The sequence below is a fragment of the Leisingera sp. S232 genome (assembly GCF_049800895.1).
Classification (GTDB): domain Bacteria; phylum Pseudomonadota; class Alphaproteobacteria; order Rhodobacterales; family Rhodobacteraceae; genus Leisingera.
The window spans coordinates 142,256-158,586 of the sequence record NZ_JBNAFX010000003.1; the positions used below are offsets into that span (position 1 = coordinate 142,256).

The following is a 16,331-nucleotide window of genomic DNA, read 5'->3' on the forward strand; positions in this document are numbered from 1 at the left end:
TTCCACCTGCAAGGTTCTGTGCCATAGGGTCACCGCCAAACGGGGTTATGCATGAGGATGACCAATGCAGATTCGTGAGGCTCTCACCTTTGATGATGTTCTACTGGTGCCAGGCGCGTCGAGCGTTCTGCCCAACACGGCGGATACACGCACCCGGGTGACCCGGACAGTGTCGCTGAACATCCCTCTGCTCAGCTCGGCCATGGACACGGTGACCGAGGCGCGCATGGCGATTGCAATGGCGCAGGCCGGTGGCATGGGGGTGATCCACAAAAACCTGAATGTCGAAGAGCAGGCGCGCGAAGTGCGCCGGGTCAAGCGGTTTGTTTCCGGGATTGTCTATAACCCGATCACGCTGACCGCAGACCAGACTTTGGCAGATGCCAAGGCGTTGCAGGAACGCTACCGCGTTACCGGTTTCCCGGTTGTGGACGGATCGGGCCGGGTGGTTGGCATCGTCACCAACCGCGACATGCGCTTTGCTTCCGATGACAGCACGCCCGTTTCGGTGATGATGACGTCTGACAATCTGGCCATGCTGCAGGAGCCGGCCGATCTGGAAGAGGCCAAGTCGCTGATGAAGGCCCGCCGTATCGAAAAACTGCTGGTGTCTGATGGCGAGGGCAAGCTGACCGGTTTGCTGACGCTGAAAGACACCGAACAGGCGGTTCTGAACCCCACGGCCTGCAAGGATGAGCTGGGCCGTCTGCGCGTGGCCGCGGCCAGCTCTGTTGGTGACAGCGGCTTTGCCCGTTCCGAGGCGCTGATCGACGCCGGTGTGGACATCGTTGTCGTGGATACGGCACACGGTCACTCTGCCGGTGTGATCGACGCGGTGAAGCGCGTGAAGGCATTGTCCAGCACGGTTCAGGTGATCGCCGGCAATGTGGCAACAGGTGAAGCCACCAAGGCGCTGATCGACGCTGGTGCAGACGCCGTGAAAGTCGGCATCGGCCCGGGATCGATTTGCACCACTCGTATGGTCGCGGGTGTTGGCGTTCCGCAGCTGACTGCCATCATGGACTGTGCGGCAGCAGCGGGCAGCACGCCGGTTATTGCCGATGGCGGCATCAAATTCTCTGGCGATTTTGCCAAGGCGATTGCCGCAGGCGCCTCCTGCGCCATGGTCGGGTCGATGATTGCCGGCACAGATGAGTCTCCGGGCGAGGTGATCCTGTATCAGGGCCGTTCGTTCAAATCCTACCGCGGCATGGGGTCTATGGGCGCCATGGCGCGCGGCTCGGCTGACCGGTATTTCCAGAAGGACGCGGCCAGCGACAAGCTGGTTCCCGAAGGCATCGAGGGCCAGGTTCCCTACAAAGGCGGTGCAAGCGCTGTGATCCACCAATTGGTGGGCGGTCTGCGCGCAGCGATGGGTTACACTGGCTGTGCCACGGTCGATGAGATGCGCAAGAACTGCAATTTTGTTCGCATCACCGGCGCCGGGCTGAAGGAAAGCCACGTGCATGACGTGCAGATCACCCGCGAAGCACCAAACTACCGGGCGGGCTGAGGTTATGATGGCTGTCTGTGAAACCGGGGCAGGGGCATGACCCCCGCCGCCCGCCTGCAGGCGGCCATCGAAATCCTTGATCAGGTGCTGGCTGGGGAACCTGCCGAAAAGGCGCTGACCTCTTGGGGGCGCCGCAGCCGCTTTGCCGGGTCCAAGGACCGCGCGGCGGTGCGCGACCACGTATTCGAGGCAGTGCGCTGCCTTAGATCCCATGCAGCCCTTGGTGGATCTCGCAGTGGCCGGGGGCTGATCCTTGGTGCCCTGCGCGAGGCTGGGCTGGACCCGGACGAATTTTTTACCGGACAGGGCTATGCACCGGCACCGCTGACAGAAGCCGAGCAGGCGCTTCCGGCTGTACCTTTTGGGGCAGAAGCGGTGGATATTCCGGACTGGCTCTGGCCGCAGTTCAGCGCCAGTCTGGGGGAAAACAGCGAAGCCGCCGCGAAGGCGCTGCGCAGCCGAGCGCCTGTGCACTTGCGGGTGAATACAGCGCGGGGAACTATTGAAAATGCACAGAAAGCTTTGGCAGCTGAAGGCATAGAAACGAAGCTTCATTCGGCGGCGCCGACTGCTTTGGAAGTCACCGAAGGGGCGCGGAAGCTGCGCAATGCGAAACCCTATCTGGATGGGCTGGTCGAGCTTCAGGATGCGGCAAGCCAGGCTGTAACAGAGCGGTTGCCGCTGAATGATGGCATGCGGGTTCTGGACTATTGCGCCGGCGGCGGCGGCAAGACGCTTGCCATGGCGGCGCGGGCCAAAATCAGCAGTTTCGCACATGACGCGGACCCGCGGCGGATGAAGGACCTGCCAGAGCGCGCAACACGTGCCAGGGCAGAGGTGGTTCTCCTGCCAACCGAAGATCTGGCGCGAAAAGGGCCGTTTGATCTGGTTCTGTGCGATGTGCCCTGTTCTGGGTCGGGTTCCTGGCGGCGGGCGCCAGAAGGTAAATGGCGCCTGAACGCAGAAGGACTGGCCAACTTGCAGGAGATTCAGGGGGAAATCCTGGGTGAAGCTGCAACACTGACCGCAGATGATGGGGTGCTGGCCTATGCAACCTGTTCCATGCTGGATGTCGAAAACTGTGAGCAGGTCCAGCGGTTTACGGATGAAAACCCGGATTGGAAGGTGTTGGACCAAATGCGCTGGCAAGTGCAGGACGGCACCGATGGATTCTTTGTTGCCTTATTGACGCGCGTGAAAGCGGATTGTTAGGGTTCAGGCGGAAAGCCTATGTGTTTCTTAACGTGGTTTTAACCAAAACCGCTGCGTTATGGCGGCATTGTCTACTGACCATGGAGCGGTAATGTCCGGTCGCCAAGAAACCTCCGTCCCTGAATTGCGCGTTGACACCCCTGAGCACGCCAGGATGGCAGCGACACTTTTGCTGGCAGTAATGCTGATCGCGGGACCGTGGTTGCTGCCGCTGCCAGAGTGGATCGGCCGCGGATTTGTCATGGTGGGGCTGACGCTGGCAGCGGTTGCGGTCATGATGGCGGTGCAAACCCGGATGCGCCTGAATGCGCGTTCCATGGCAGCTGAGCTGCTGACCGGTTTCATCGAAAAGGATGCCACCCCCAGTTTTGTTGCCGACAGCGACGGGATGATCCATGCCTGCAACGGGGCTGCGGTCAAGCGTTTCCAGGATGCCAGCCGTGACACGCTGGCGGGAACTTTGCGCTCCGTATTGGCGAACCCGTCGGCGGTGCTTTACCGGTTGCAAAGCAAGGCCCGGGTGGATGGCGCCGCGCGCGAGGACATTGTCACCCGGCGCGGTCATGTCCGGTTGGCGGTTCACCAGATGAACGGCGGCAGTTTTCTGTGGCGCGTGGAGGACATCCAAGACCGTGGCGGCAATGGCCGCAGCGCGGATTCTATTCCAGTTCCAATGATCACAGTTGGTCGCACCGGTGCTGTTTTGTTCATGAATGAGGCCGCTCGCGCACTGATCGGGGAACGGGTGAAGTCCACAGACCGGCTGTTCCCGGCTCTACCGGTTCTGCCGGGGCAGGTGAACACGCTCAGCACAAAGAAAGGCCCCGTTCAGGTCTTGGTCAGTGAACAGAACCGGACCCAGGGCCGCAGTGAGCTGTTTCTGATGGAAGTGGATGAGAGCAGCTTTGATTCCGCTCAGGCCGGGCTTGAGGCGCTGCCGGTGCCGTTTCTCAAAGTGGCACCGACCGGTGAGATCCTGAGCAGCAACCGAATGGCCTTGCGTCTGCTGGGGGTTGATAACTGTGCCAATCTGAAGCTTGGGCAGCTGATGGAAGGCCTTGGCCGCCCGATGTCCGATTGGCTGCATGACACTGCCGATGGGCTGGCGCCGAACAAATCAGAATTTTTGCGGCTGTCGCGCTCTGACAAGGAAGTGTTTGTCCAGGTCACGCTCACCCGCGTGGTGGAGGACGGGACGCCTCTGTTGATTGCTGTTTTGAATGATGCCACGGAACTGAAAACACTGGAGGCGCAATTTGTTCAAAGCCAGAAGATGCAGGCAATCGGCCAGCTGGCAGGGGGTGTTGCACATGACTTTAACAACCTTTTGACGGCGATTTCAGGCCACTGCGATCTGTTGCTGTTGCGCCATGATCAGGGAGATCAGGATTATGGCGATCTGATCCAGATCCATGAAAACGCCAACCGGGCCGCCTCACTGGTGAGCCAACTGCTGGCGTTCTCGCGCAAGCAGACACTGCAGCCGGAAACACTGGATGTGCGGGATACGCTGTCCGATCTAACCCATCTTCTGAACCGTCTGGTCGGTGAGAAAGTGACGCTGACGCTCAGCCATGACCCGGTGATGAAGGCGATCCGTGCCGACAAGCGGCAGCTGGAACAGGTGCTGATGAACCTGGTGGTGAATGCCCGCGATGCGATGCCTCAGGGCGGGCAAATCCGGGTCGAAACAGAGGTCGTCTCGCTGAACAAGCCGTTGGAACGGAACCGGGCCACTGTGCCTGCCGGGGATTGGGTGACGGTGAAAGTGTCCGACGAGGGTATCGGCATTTCACCCGACAAACTGCAAAAAGTTTTTGAACCGTTTTACACCACCAAGCGTACGGGGGAGGGGACCGGTCTGGGCCTGTCCACTGCCTACGGTATCATCAAGCAGACTGGCGGGTATATTTTCGTCGACTCCGTAAAAGGCCATGGCACCCAGTTCACTTTGTTCTTCCCGGTTTACAAGCAGCAGGCCGAACAGCTGACTTCCGAAAAGCCGGAAGCAACCGCCGACAAGGCCGCGGCGGCGCAGCATGGCGAAGGTGTGGTGCTGCTGGTCGAAGATGAGGCGCCTGTACGGGCTTTTGCGTCCCGCGCGCTCAGGATGCGCGGATACACGGTGCTGGAGGCCGAGTCGGCTGAGGATGCGCTGCGCACGCTTGAGGATCCGGGGCTGATCGTGGATGTGTTTGTGACAGATGTGGTGATGCCGGGCATGGACGGTCCCAGCTGGGTGCGCGAGGCGTTGAAGGAGCGACCAGACACTCGCGTGGTGTTCGTTTCGGGTTACGCCGAGGGGGCCTTTGGCGAGTCGGAGCCGGATGTGCCGAATTCAGTGTTTCTGCCCAAGCCCTTTTCGCTCAACCAGCTCACGGAGACGGTGCACGCCCAGCTTCATTGAACGAAAAAGCCGCCGGTTACGGCAGCGTTTTCATCTGGCTGGTATGGTTTCATACAGTTCAAATTCGGCCGGCCGCTTGCGATGCAGAATTGCCTTGGTGTCGGCACCCAGTGTCAGCTCTGCCGTCGGGCTGACATTTCTGCGGTCCAAGTGTATTTCCTGATTCAGGCGCTGTTCGAGAAACTTTTTCAAAGCCTCTTGGTCCTCGTAGCGGTACAGGTGGTTGACTTTACAGCCGTTAGGCTGGGTTTCCAGAAACTTCGCCTGACTGCCGACATTGGCAAAGGCTGGCGGCTTTCCCTTGCAATATGCATGCAGGAAGTCATCAAAACTGACTCCCTTGGTCGAATTGGGATTGCCGTCCAGGGCCGGGCGCTGACGGTACCGATACCAGCTTCCCAGCCAGCTGACGGGTTCGCGCATGACTGCGGCCACTTCCAGCTCAGCGCCGCACACTTTCTCGAACATCGGTCGGATCCAGCGGTTGTACCGGTAGAGCGGCGCATGTTTCAGTTCCGGAGGATCCGAGATCACCAGATCAGCGCGGTTTCGCAGCGCCGCCTGAAAGGCGGTGGTGCCGGTCTTGGGTACGGAGAGTAGTGCCAGCCGTTCTTTGAAAAATATCATCATTTCGTTAACTGCCCGGTAAATAATCTTGTTGCCGATTAACCATAAACCAATCTTTAACATCTCGATCTTGAAGTGGGTACACCAGAAATCCGTTGCAATGTTCTCTTTTTGATCTCATAAGGAACAAGAGGTGAACAAAGCAGTGATTGCCGCGCGCCCCGGTGTGTGACACATAGAAAAGGACAAGGGACTATGGCGGATCTTTTGACCATGAAAAATAAAGTAAGCGGTGACAAGCAAAAGGCGCTGGATAGCGCGCTTGCACAGATTGAGCGGCAGTTCGGCAAAGGCTCGATCATGAAGCTTGGCGATGGGACGGCCCTGCAGGAGATCGAGGCAAGCTCGACCGGTTCCTTGGGTCTGGACATTGCCTTGGGGATTGGTGGTCTGCCGATGGGGCGGATCGTCGAAATTTACGGCCCCGAAAGCTCGGGCAAGACCACGCTGACGCTGCATTGTATTGCGGAACAGCAGAAAAAAGGCGGTGTCTGCGCCTTTGTCGATGCGGAACACGCGCTGGACCCGCAGTATGCGGCCAAGCTGGGCGTTGATCTGGATGAGCTGCTCATTTCGCAGCCGGACACTGGCGAACAGGCACTGGAAATCACAGATACGCTGGTGCGGTCGGGCGCGGTCAATATGGTCGTCGTCGACTCGGTGGCGGCGCTGACGCCGAAGTCCGAGCTTGAGGGCGACATGGGTGACAGCAACGTTGGCGTGCAGGCCCGCCTGATGAGCCAGGCAATGCGCAAGCTGACCGGTTCGATCAGCCGCTCCAAATGCATGGTGATCTTTATCAACCAGATCCGCATGAAAATCGGCGTGATGTTCGGCTCCCCGGAAACCACCACCGGCGGCAACGCGTTGAAGTTCTATTCTTCGGTTCGTCTGGACATCCGCCGCATCGGCGCGATCAAGGACCGGGACGAGGTTGTTGGCAACTCGACCCGCGTGAAAGTGGTGAAGAATAAGGTGGCGCCGCCCTTCAAACAGGTGGAATTCGACATCATGTACGGCGAAGGCATTTCCAAGATGGGCGAATTGCTGGATCTCGGCGTTGCAGCCGGTGTCGTCAACAAGTCCGGAGCCTGGTTCTCCTATGGGGATGAGCGGATCGGGCAGGGGCGTGAAAACGCCAAGACATTCCTGCGCGACAATGCGGCGATTGCCTATGACATAGAGGACAAGATCCGCGCTGCGCACGGGCTGGAGTTCGACCGCCCGGATGCAGGTGATGCGGACGATATCCTGGAGGCTTGAGCGCCGGGAAATCTGATAATATCGTTGAAAATGGAGGGCGCGGCGCAGGCTGCGTCCTTTTTACTGCGGCCATGCCGTTTCCCGCTGTGGACAGCACCCCGGCTGACCGGTAAACCTGCCCGGAACGCTTAGAAAAAGCCCGTAAGAGATCCCGCACATGCCGTCGCTCAACGATATCCGCTCTACCTTCCTGAATTACTTTGACAAACAGGGTCACCAAGTTGTGGACTCCAGCCCGCTGGTGCCCCGCAACGATCCAACCCTGATGTTCACCAACTCAGGGATGGTTCAGTTCAAGAACTGTTTCACCGGCGTAGAGACCCGCGACTACAAACGCGCGACCTCCTCGCAGAAATGCGTCCGCGCCGGCGGCAAGCACAACGACCTCGACAATGTGGGCTATACCGCACGCCACCACACGTTCTTCGAGATGCTGGGGAACTTCTCCTTTGGCGATTACTTCAAGCATGAGGCGATCCCCTTTGCCTGGGAGCTGATCACCAAGGAATTTGATATTCCGAAGGACCGGCTGTACACCACCGTCTATCACACCGACGACGAAGCCTTTGAATTCTGGAAGAAGATGGGGGTGCCGGAAGACCGGATCATCCGTATCGCCACCTCTGACAATTTCTGGCAGATGGGCGACACTGGCCCCTGCGGCCCCTGCACCGAAATCTTCTATGACCATGGCGACCACATCTGGGGCGGCCCTCCGGGTTCGCCCGAGGAAGATGGCGACCGCTTTATCGAAATCTGGAACCTCGTTTTCATGCAGAATGAGAAGTTCGCGGATGGTTCGATGGTCGATCTGGAAATGCAGTCGATCGACACCGGCATGGGGCTGGAGCGAATTGCGGCGTTGCTGCAGGGCACCCATGACAACTATGAAACCGATCTTTTCAAATCGCTGATCGAAGCCTCAGCAGATGTCACGAATACCGATCCGTTCGGCGAGCAGAACGTGCATCACCGGGTGATCGCCGACCATCTGCGGTCCTGCTGTTTCCTGGTTGCGGAAGGCGTGCTGCCGTCGAATGAGGGCCGCGGCTATGTGCTGCGCCGCATCATGCGCCGTGCGATGCGCCATGCCTCGCTGCTGGGCGCCAAGGATCCGGTCATGCACAAGCTTGTGCCGTCGCTGGTCCAGAAAATGGGTGCTGCCTATCCGGAGCTTGGCCAGGGCCAGGCGCTGATCGAAGAGACCTTTGAGCAGGAGGAAACCCGTTTCCTCAAGACTTTGGACCGGGGTCTGAAGCTGCTGGATGACGCCTCTGCCGATCTGAGCAAGGGAGACGTGCTGCCGGGTGAGACCGCATTCAAACTTTATGACACTTATGGGTTCCCGCTCGATCTGACGCAGGATGCCCTGCGCACCAAGGAAATCGACGTCGACACCGATGGTTTCGACGCGGCGATGAAAGAGCAAAAGGAAAAGTCCCGCGCAGGTGGGATTGGCCTGGGTGAAGCCGCGGATGTGAAAGTCTACTTTGACATTCTGGATGCAGCCGGTCCGACAGAATTCCTGGGGTATGAAACAGAAAAAGCAGAGGGCCAGATCGCGGCCATCGTCAAGGATGGCGCGCAGGTGCAATCCGCTGCCAAGGGGGAGATCGTTCAGATCATCCTGAACCAGACACCGTTCTATGGCGAAAGCGGCGGTCAGGTGGGTGACAGCGGTGTGCTGACCGTGGAAGGCGGTGCTGCGCGTGTGACGGACACCAAGAAAGTGGAAGGACTGTTCCTGCACATCGCCGAAGTGACTGAGGGCGAGCTTGCCGTTGGCCTGGGTGCGGCGATGGAAGTGGACCATGACCGCCGCAGCCAGATCCGGGCCAACCATTCGGCAACCCACTTGCTGCACGAAGCGCTGCGCAATGCGCTGGGTGAGCATGTGGCCCAGAAGGGTTCGTTGAACGCAGACGACCGTCTGCGCTTTGACTTCAGCCACAACAAGGCGATGAGCTCTGACGAGCTGACGAAGGTTGGCAAAGAAGTTAATGATTTCATTCGCCAAAACACAGCAGTATCCACGCGGATCATGACTCCGGATGACGCCCGTGATTTGGGTGCGCAGGCGCTGTTTGGCGAAAAATATGGTGATGAGGTCCGTGTGGTTTCCATGGGTCGGGCAACCACCGGCAAGGGCCACGACGGCGAAACCTATTCGATTGAACTGTGCGGCGGTACCCACGTCAAGCAGACCGGTGACATTGGCACCTTTGTCATCCTGGGTGACAGCGCCTCATCGGCTGGTGTGCGCCGGATCGAAGCTTTGACCGGAGCGGCTGCTTTCGAATATCTGGAACGTGAAGCGGGCCGTATGGCTGAGATCGCAGCGGTGCTGAAAGCGCAGCCTTCCGAAGTCATGGACCGCCTGAAAGCGATGATGGATGAGCGCAAGTCGCTGCAGAATGAGATTTCAAATCTCAAGCAGCAGGTTGCCATGGGTGGCTCCGGCGGCGGCGCTGAAGCAAAAGAGGTGAATGGCCGGAAATTCCTGGCTCAGGCGCTTCAGGGCGTTTCGGGCAAGGATTTGCGTGGTCTCATTGATGCGCACAAACAGAACATCGGTTCTGGCGTGGTTCTTCTGATTGCCGAGGATGACGGAAAGGTGGCCGTGGCTGCAGGCGTCACCGATGATCTTACCGGCGTGATTTCTGCTGTCGACATTCTGAAGGCTGCAGTGCCTGCGGTGGGCGGCAAGGGCGGCGGTGGCCGTCCTGATATGGCTCAGGGAGGCGGCAAGGATTTTGCCGGCGCACAAGAGGCAATCGACGCAGCTGAAGCCTTGTTGGCCGGATAAGCAGGGCCTGATGGCTCACATCATAGTTTTGCAGACGCCCGCGGTTTTGAATAACTGCGGGCGTTTTTATGTGGTTGGACCATGTGGTCAAAAAAATGGATCGACGCGGGAGAGCATTTCCCTATGCTGAGGCAAAACCCAAGGCAGATGACCGGAGGATCCCCAATGCCCGCACTTTGGATTGCACATGTCACCGTCACAGATGAGGAGGCCTATGGCAAATATGCCAAGCTGGCAGGTCCGGCTGTCGCCAAGGCTGGCGGCGAGTTCATCGCCCGTGGCGGCCGTTATGTGCAGTTGGAAGGCAAAGAACGTCCACGCAATGTGGTGGCCAGGTTCCCTAGCCTGGAAGCTGCCGTCGCCTGCTATCACAGCCCCGAATATCAAGAGGCATTGGATCATGCGCGAGGGGCATCAGAGCGTGAACTGATGGTTGTTGAAACTGAGGAATAGGAAATCAGGTGGCTCCAGATAATCACCTATAGGTTGAGGGTGCCGACTTTCTGCGGCAACGTAAATGCTGGTGATTTCCGTCGGAACTTTTTTGGTTTTCTGCCGAAAAATCAAATTTTTTCGCCTTGTTGAATTAAGGGGCTGATCAGATTTCACTTCTAAGTTGCTCAATGCAGTCACAAGGCTGCTTGCAACTAGGAGTTTAGACATGATCACCCCTATCAGCGGTATCGGCGCTCAGTTGATGCCAACGCCTCTCCAAACAATCACTGCCGGGCAAGCCACGGGTCCTGCAGGCGCAAGTCCTGGCCAGACGACCGGGGCAAGCGGAGGCGCAGAGCGTGGCCTCGACGGAGGTCCCGGAGGCCGTGTCGGTGACAGCGGCGGTGGGCAAGGTGCAGGCGGAGCAGCAGGATCCGTGAACACTTCGGCGGCAGATATACTTGCCGCGCTGCTGGAAGAATTGGAAGAAGCGGCATTGGCCGAAGAAGAGTACCAGGAACAGCTCAAAGCTGGGCTTGAGGAAGCAGGTGTTGATCCAACCCAGTCGATAGTTGATCTCAAGCTTTAAGCCTCTTCCCGCTATCCACCACTTAAAAAAGAAAAGGACCTCCGCAGAGGTCCTTTTGTCAGATTTGAATTTGATCGGCGGTGGCTAATTCAACCGTTTTCGCGGGCCATCCGCTTGCGCTCATGCGGATCCAGATAGCGTTTGCGCAGGCGCACGTTGTTCGGTGTCACTTCCACCAGTTCGTCGTCGTTGATATAGGCAATCGATTCTTCCAGCGACAGTGTCACCGGGGTCGTCAGACGCACCGCGTCGTCGGTGCCCGACGCGCGCACGTTGGTCAGCTTCTTGCCTTTCAGCGGGTTCACTTCCAGGTCGTTCTCGCGAGAATGCTCACCGATGATCATACCGGTGTAGACGTCAGCCTGAGCACCGATCATCATTTTGCCGCGATCTTCGAGGTTCCACAGGGCAAACGCAACCGACGTGCCGTTCTCCATCGAGATCAGCACACCTGCGCGGCGGCCCGGGATTGCGCCTTTGTGCGGCGCCCAGCCATGGAACACGCGGTTCAGAACGCCGGTGCCGCGGGTATCGGTGAGGAATTCACCGTGATAACCGATCAGCCCGCGCGAGGGCACATGTGCAATGATGCGGGTCTTGCCGGCACCTGCCTGCTTCATCTCGACCAGGTCACCCTTGCGTGCGCCGGTCAGCTTTTCAATCACCGCGCCAGAGTATTCGTCATCCACGTCGATGGTGGCTTCTTCGATCGGTTCCATGCGGACACCGTCGACTTCTTTCATGATCACCTGCGGGCGGGAGATCGACAGCTCGAACCCTTCGCGGCGCATGTTTTCGATCAGAACGCCCATCTGCAATTCGCCACGCCCGGACACCTCAAAGGCCTCTCCGCCGGGGGTATCTGCAATTTTGATCGCGACGTTGGATTCTGCTTCTTTCATCAGACGGTCGCGGATCACACGGGACTGGACTTTTTTGCCATCGCGGCCAGCAAGCGGGCTGTCGTTGATGCCAAAGGTCACGGTGATGGTCGGCGGGTCGATCGGCTGCGCATCCAGCGGCTCATCTACGGCCAGGGCGCAGATGGTGTCGGCCACGGTTGCCTTGGACATGCCGGCGATGGAGACAATGTCGCCTGCCTGTGCTTCTTCGATGTCCTGCTGGGCCAGGCCGCGGAATGCCTGGATGCGGGTTACCCGGAACTGTTCGATCTTTTGGCCGATGCGCGTCAGCGCCTGAACCGTTGCGCCGACCTTCAGGGTGCCGGTCTCAACGCGGCCGGTCAGCAGACGGCCCACAAAGGGGTCGCTGCCCAGAGTGGTGGCCAGCATGCGGAAATCGTCGTCCTGCTTCTTGACCTGCTTGGGCTCGGGAACGTGGTTCACAATCAGGTTGAACAGCGCCTGAAGATCCTTGCGGGGGCCGTCCAGCTCATTGTCGGCCCAGCCATTACGGCCAGAGGCATACATATGCGGGAAATCCAGCTGATCTTCGTTGGCGTCCAGCGAAGCAAAGAGGTCAAAGCATTCGTCCAGCGCGCGGTCCGGCTCGGCGTCGGGCTTGTCGACCTTGTTCAGCACCACGATCGGACGCAGGCCCAGGGCCAGCGCCTTGGAGGTCACGAATTTGGTCTGCGGCATCGGGCCTTCGGCCGCGTCCACCAGCAGAACGACACCGTCAACCATCGACAGGATCCGTTCCACTTCGCCGCCAAAGTCGGCGTGGCCGGGGGTGTCGACGATGTTGATCCGGGTGCCGTTCCACTCGACCGAAGTCGGCTTGGCAAAAATGGTGATGCCGCGCTCGCGTTCCAGATCGTTGCTGTCCATGGCGCGTTCCGCCACAGCCTGGTTTTCGCGGAAGGCGCCGGATTGTTTCAGCAGCTCGTCGACCAGGGTAGTTTTGCCGTGGTCAACGTGAGCAATGATCGCAATGTTGCGCAAGTCCATGACGTTCGCCTTTGTAAGGAAGTTGCGCCGCGCATAGCCCGAACCCCGCGCAAAGGCCAGAGGAAAACCGCCCCGATGCCCTGCAAATGCGGATCAGTGGCCTGAGCTTTTAGAAAACAGGTGGATTATGATGATCCCGGACATGATCAATGCCATGCCAATGACGGCAGGGAGGTCCAGTTTTTGCCCGAACACAAAGAAGGCAATCACCGCAATCATCAGGATGCCAAGACCTGACCAGATCGCATAGACGATGCCGACCGGCATGAATTTCAGCGTCAGTCCCATCATATAGAAGGAGAAGGCGTAGGCGACCAGCACGATCAGGGACGGTCCCAGCTTGCTGAATTGCTGGCTGGCTTGCAAGGCTGTGGTGCCGATGGTCTCTGCAGCCACCGCAAGGATCAGATAGAAGTAGTGAACGGGCATCTGTGCCTCCCTCATCCGTGCTGCGCTTGACCGTGGGGCCGTTCTTTCCGCCTATCTGATCTTGGTGCTGCGAGAAAGTCCCGCAGCGTCATGGGCTGGTCTGTTTCTGCAGACTGCATCATATGAACACGTGCCTGTGCGCAGATGCGATGGACTATGTTTTTCCATTTTTTAGGAATCTGTTCCATATTTTTGTTGCTGCCGAGGATTTCTTTTGCAGCTTGGTGCGCAAAGGGAGCCGCTATTATGTGCCGATGGGCCGCCTATACTGGAACCGATATCTTTTTGGAGGATATCATTTCCAAGCCGGAGCATTCGTTGATTGTGCAAAGCCAGCAGGCGGCGGAAGCCAAGACAGTCACAAATGGCGACGGATTTGGCGTTGCCTGGTATGGGCACCGGGATCAGCCGGGACTGTACCGGGATGTCTATCCGGCCTGGTCGGACTGTAATCTGCGTGCGGTGGCCAATCAGGTTCAATCCGGTTTGTTCCTGGCCCATGTTCGTGCTTCGACGGGCTCTGCCATCAGCCGCAATAACTGTCATCCTTTTACCGCGGGGCGGTGGAGCTTTATGCATAATGGGCAAGTCGGCGGGTTTGAGAATTTTCGCCGCCACGCCGATATGTGCATTCCGGATGAACTGTATGAGTTCCGCCGCGGCGCCACCGACAGCGAGGTTCTGTTTCTGCTCGCCTTGTCTGAAGGTTTGGATGCAGATCCCAAAGCCGCCTTGGAACGAGCCGTGGCGCGGATGGAGGCCTTGTCCCATGTCCGTGGAACGACACCGCATATGCGGCTGTCTGTGGCGATGTCGGATGGCGAACGGCTGTTTGCCGCACGCTACTCTTCTGACAGGATCGCACCGACTGTCTATTTTCGCTGGAGCGAATGCATGACTGGCTGGGCGGTGGTGTCAGAGCCGCTGGAACAGCGCGGCCACGCCTGGAATGAGCTGAAGCCGGGCGAATTTTTGACTTTGACCAAGGATCGGGCGGAAACCCAATCCTTCTGCCCTGAGCTGCCGTAGAGAATTCCGGGCGTCAAAGGCGCCCGGTTTCCCGGAACCAGGGTTCAATTCGTGCCCGCACATAGGTCCAGACATCGGGCGCGCCGCGGTTCACTTTGTCGCCGACCCGGGTGTCGAGCTGCGGCAGGCTGACGTTGTAATCCACCCAGCTGCCGCCGCCGTTCAGAAGGTTCAGCAGAACTGGCTGCACCCGGTCAATCGACTTGGAAAAGACAGCATCCGGGCTTTCGGCGGCTTCAAACTCCTCCCAGATGGCAAGCATCGGCTTGCCTTGCTCTTGCGGGAGCAGCCCGAACAGCCGAATGGCAGCAGCTGTTTCAGCCTCGGCCTTTGCCTGCAAAACTTCTGGGCCGGTCACCCCGTGAATCGGAGTGTCGCCGGCATCCACCTCCACCAGGTCGTGCAGCAGAAGCATCTGGAGAACCCGGTCAACATCAATTTCTGCGACGCTGTGTTCGGCCAGAACCCAAGCATAGAGCATGATGTGCCAGCTGTGTTCGGCGGAGTTTTCATGGCGCGAGCCATCGCCGAGCTTGGACGCCCGGATGACCAGCTTCAGCTGGTCCGCTTCATTCAGGAAGCCCAGCCGTGCCGTCAGCGGGCCGCAGTCAAAGCCGCTGTCTTTGCCCAAAAGCGAAAGGGCGTGGTGAAAGGCTTGTGGAAAATCCTGTTCCAGCGTGGCTGCCCGTCCGCCGTTCAGATTCTGCCGAACCACCTCCACGTGCCAGTCCAGCGGTTTCGCGCCATAGAGCGTTTGAAAAATCGGCTGGCAGTGATCTACCTGCTTTGCAAACCGGGCATCCGGGCTTTCGGCCTTTTCAAATTCCTGCCACAGGGCGAGGAACTCAGCTTCCTGATCTGCAGGCAGCAGAGCAAACAGGCGCTTGGCTGCAGTCTGTTCGGATATCGCGACGGCTTCCCAGTCAACGTCATCCGTAATCGGATGATCCCCTGTATCGATCTCAACCAGATCGTGTAGCAGCAGCATCCGGATTGCACGGAAGACGTTCACCTCTGGCCCGGCAAAGGGCGCCAGCACCAGAGCGTACAGTGCTAAGTGCCAGCTGTGCTCGGCCGAGTTTTCGCAGCGGCTGCAGTCAAGTACCAAATTTTGCCGTTCAACGCCGCGAAGCTTGTCGGCCTCCAGCAAGAAAGCGAACTGAGCATCCAGCCGGGCGCTCATATCTCACCCTTTTCTTCAGCTTGGGCCTGCAGTGCGGCAACTTTGTTGTTCAGGAAATCGCGCGCCTTGCGTTCAGCAAGACGCACGCGCATTTCTGTCAGAAATGCCTCTTCCAGAGATTGGGAGGCGGCCCCCAAAACCTGGCCCACCTCCACATAAAGACGCTCCTCTCCGGATGCGTCCTGAACCTTTAGCGTATCGATTGCCAGTTTCTGGGCCAGCGTTTCGACGGTGCCGCTCATCAGCGGGTGTTCTCTGTCAGTCGGCGTTTCACATAGTCAGAGACATCGCCGATCATCGTGTCCATATGCGGATCCTGGAAGAAATGGTCCGCACCCTCAATCTCATTGTGAGTGATGGTGATGCCCTTTTGCTCATGCAGTTTGCCGACCAAGCTGGCGGTATCTGCCGGCGGCGCGACACGGTCCGCAGTACCGTTGATGATCAGCCCAGAAGACGGGCAGGGCGCCAGGAAGGAGAAGTCATACATATTGGCAGGCGGCGCAACCGAGATGAAGCCGGTGATTTCCGGGCGGCGCATCAAAAGCTGCATGCCGATCCAGGCACCAAAGGAGAAACCCGCAACCCAGCAATGCTTGGAGTTGGAGTTCATCGACTGCAGATAATCCAGCGCCGAGGCGGCATCGGACAGCTCGCCCACGCCCTGATCGTATTCGCCCTGGCTGCGGCCGACACCGCGGAAATTGAACCGCAGTACCGTAAAGCCCATGTTGTAGAACGCATAGTGGAGGTTATAGACCACCTTGTTGTTCATGGTGCCTCCGAACTGCGGATGCGGATGCAACACAATTGCGATGGGGGCGTCTTTTTCTTTTTGCGGGTGATAGCGGCCTTCGAGGCGGCCTTCGGGTCCAGGAAAGATGACCTCGGGCATGGGCGGTTAAAATCCTACTCTCGTTGCGGGTCT

14 protein-coding genes are annotated in these 16,331 nt (G+C 58.6%); 8 read left to right on the forward strand and 6 right to left on the reverse strand.

Annotation, left to right across the window (positions count from 1 at the left end):
• Positions 1-64 precede the first annotated feature (64 nt).
• From guaB to ACP151_RS03560, 3 genes are all read left to right on the forward strand, one after another.
• On the forward strand, positions 65-1,513 hold the full coding sequence (guaB, locus tag ACP151_RS03550; RefSeq protein WP_424977478.1) for an IMP dehydrogenase: 1,449 nt from the start codon (positions 65-67) through the stop codon (positions 1,511-1,513).
• Positions 1,514-1,549: 36 nt separating this feature from the next.
• Positions 1,550-2,725: an RsmB/NOP family class I SAM-dependent RNA methyltransferase gene (locus ACP151_RS03555; protein ID WP_424977479.1), complete on the forward strand. Its 1,176-nt coding sequence runs from the start codon at positions 1,550-1,552 to the stop codon at positions 2,723-2,725.
• A gap of 91 nt (positions 2,726-2,816) precedes the next feature.
• Positions 2,817-5,132 carry an ATP-binding protein gene (locus ACP151_RS03560; protein ID WP_424977480.1) on the forward strand — a complete coding sequence of 772 codons (2,316 nt, stop codon included), beginning with the start codon at positions 2,817-2,819 and terminating at the stop codon, positions 5,130-5,132.
• A gap of 30 nt (positions 5,133-5,162) precedes the next feature.
• On the opposite strand, the gene ACP151_RS03565 is transcribed toward ACP151_RS03560, so the two are convergent.
• Positions 5,163-5,762, reverse strand: a complete 600-nt coding sequence (locus ACP151_RS03565; protein WP_424977599.1) for a gamma-glutamyl kinase — start codon at positions 5,760-5,762, stop codon at positions 5,163-5,165.
• Positions 5,763-5,954: 192 nt separating this feature from the next.
• On the opposite strand from ACP151_RS03565, the gene recA reads away from it, so the two are divergent.
• From recA to ACP151_RS03585, 4 genes are all read left to right on the forward strand, one after another.
• Complete coding sequence (gene recA, locus ACP151_RS03570) at positions 5,955-7,022, forward strand: recombinase RecA (RefSeq protein WP_424977481.1); 1,068 nt, start codon at positions 5,955-5,957, stop codon at positions 7,020-7,022.
• 157 nt (positions 7,023-7,179) lie between these two features.
• On the forward strand, positions 7,180-9,828 hold the full coding sequence (gene alaS / locus ACP151_RS03575; RefSeq protein ID WP_424977482.1) for an alanine--tRNA ligase: 2,649 nt from the start codon (positions 7,180-7,182) through the stop codon (positions 9,826-9,828).
• Positions 9,829-9,993: 165 nt separating this feature from the next.
• Positions 9,994-10,281: a DUF1330 domain-containing protein gene (locus ACP151_RS03580; RefSeq protein WP_424977483.1), complete on the forward strand. Its 288-nt coding sequence runs from the start codon at positions 9,994-9,996 to the stop codon at positions 10,279-10,281.
• A gap of 208 nt (positions 10,282-10,489) precedes the next feature.
• The gene (locus tag ACP151_RS03585; RefSeq protein WP_424977484.1) at positions 10,490-10,852 is read left to right on the forward strand and encodes a hypothetical protein; all 363 of its coding nucleotides are present in this window, start codon (positions 10,490-10,492) and stop codon (positions 10,850-10,852) included.
• 89 nt (positions 10,853-10,941) lie between these two features.
• Here ACP151_RS03585 and typA read toward each other — a convergent pair whose 3' ends face one another.
• Together typA and ACP151_RS03595 are read right to left on the reverse strand one after the other, a co-directional pair.
• A complete protein-coding gene (gene typA / locus ACP151_RS03590) occupies positions 10,942-12,762 on the reverse strand; it encodes a translational GTPase TypA (RefSeq protein ID WP_424977486.1) in 1,821 nt (606 codons plus the stop codon).
• A 93-nt stretch (positions 12,763-12,855) separates the two neighbouring features.
• Positions 12,856-13,191 (reverse strand): DMT family transporter, encoded by a 336-nt coding sequence (locus tag ACP151_RS03595; RefSeq protein WP_424977487.1) that lies wholly within the window; start codon positions 13,189-13,191, stop codon positions 12,856-12,858.
• Positions 13,192-13,437: 246 nt separating this feature from the next.
• On the opposite strand from ACP151_RS03595, the gene ACP151_RS03600 reads away from it, so the two are divergent.
• Complete coding sequence (locus tag ACP151_RS03600; RefSeq protein WP_424977488.1) at positions 13,438-14,220, forward strand: class II glutamine amidotransferase; 783 nt, start codon at positions 13,438-13,440, stop codon at positions 14,218-14,220.
• Positions 14,221-14,233: 13 nt separating this feature from the next.
• Here ACP151_RS03600 and ACP151_RS03605 read toward each other — a convergent pair whose 3' ends face one another.
• Genes ACP151_RS03605 through ACP151_RS03615 form a run of 3 tightly spaced genes read right to left on the reverse strand, consistent with a single transcriptional unit; the run spans position 14,234 to position 16,298 of the window.
• Complete coding sequence (locus ACP151_RS03605) at positions 14,234-15,403, reverse strand: HD domain-containing protein (RefSeq protein WP_424977489.1); 1,170 nt, start codon at positions 15,401-15,403, stop codon at positions 14,234-14,236.
• Positions 15,400-15,645: a hypothetical protein gene (locus ACP151_RS03610; RefSeq protein WP_424977490.1), complete on the reverse strand. Its 246-nt coding sequence runs from the start codon at positions 15,643-15,645 to the stop codon at positions 15,400-15,402. Before ACP151_RS03610 ends, ACP151_RS03605 begins: the two co-directional genes overlap by 4 nt.
• The gene (locus ACP151_RS03615) at positions 15,645-16,298 is read right to left on the reverse strand and encodes an alpha/beta hydrolase (RefSeq protein ID WP_424977491.1); all 654 of its coding nucleotides are present in this window, start codon (positions 16,296-16,298) and stop codon (positions 15,645-15,647) included. Before ACP151_RS03615 ends, ACP151_RS03610 begins: the two co-directional genes overlap by 1 nt.
• Positions 16,299-16,331 lie beyond the last annotated feature (33 nt).

What these genes read in the sequence shown, in the direction of transcription:
- guaB (WP_424977478.1), top strand. Translation starts at nt 65, where the DNA reads ATGCAGATTCGTGAGGCTCTCACCTTTGATGATGTTCTACTGGTGCCA.
- ACP151_RS03555 (WP_424977479.1), top strand. Translation starts at nt 1,550, where the DNA reads ATGACCCCCGCCGCCCGCCTGCAGGCGGCCATCGAAATCCTTGATCAG.
- ACP151_RS03560 (WP_424977480.1), top strand. Translation starts at nt 2,817, where the DNA reads ATGTCCGGTCGCCAAGAAACCTCCGTCCCTGAATTGCGCGTTGACACC.
- ACP151_RS03565 (WP_424977599.1), bottom strand. Translation starts at nt 5,762, where the DNA reads ATGATGATATTTTTCAAAGAACGGCTGGCACTACTCTCCGTACCCAAG.
- recA (WP_424977481.1), top strand. Translation starts at nt 5,955, where the DNA reads ATGGCGGATCTTTTGACCATGAAAAATAAAGTAAGCGGTGACAAGCAA.
- alaS (WP_424977482.1), top strand. Translation starts at nt 7,180, where the DNA reads ATGCCGTCGCTCAACGATATCCGCTCTACCTTCCTGAATTACTTTGAC.
- ACP151_RS03580 (WP_424977483.1), top strand. Translation starts at nt 9,994, where the DNA reads ATGCCCGCACTTTGGATTGCACATGTCACCGTCACAGATGAGGAGGCC.
- ACP151_RS03585 (WP_424977484.1), top strand. Translation starts at nt 10,490, where the DNA reads ATGATCACCCCTATCAGCGGTATCGGCGCTCAGTTGATGCCAACGCCT.
- typA (WP_424977486.1), bottom strand. Translation starts at nt 12,762, where the DNA reads ATGGACTTGCGCAACATTGCGATCATTGCTCACGTTGACCACGGCAAA.
- ACP151_RS03595 (WP_424977487.1), bottom strand. Translation starts at nt 13,191, where the DNA reads ATGCCCGTTCACTACTTCTATCTGATCCTTGCGGTGGCTGCAGAGACC.
- ACP151_RS03600 (WP_424977488.1), top strand. Translation starts at nt 13,438, where the DNA reads ATGTGCCGATGGGCCGCCTATACTGGAACCGATATCTTTTTGGAGGAT.
- ACP151_RS03605 (WP_424977489.1), bottom strand. Translation starts at nt 15,403, where the DNA reads ATGAGCGCCCGGCTGGATGCTCAGTTCGCTTTCTTGCTGGAGGCCGAC.
- ACP151_RS03610 (WP_424977490.1), bottom strand. Translation starts at nt 15,645, where the DNA reads ATGAGCGGCACCGTCGAAACGCTGGCCCAGAAACTGGCAATCGATACG.
- ACP151_RS03615 (WP_424977491.1), bottom strand. Translation starts at nt 16,298, where the DNA reads ATGCCCGAGGTCATCTTTCCTGGACCCGAAGGCCGCCTCGAAGGCCGC.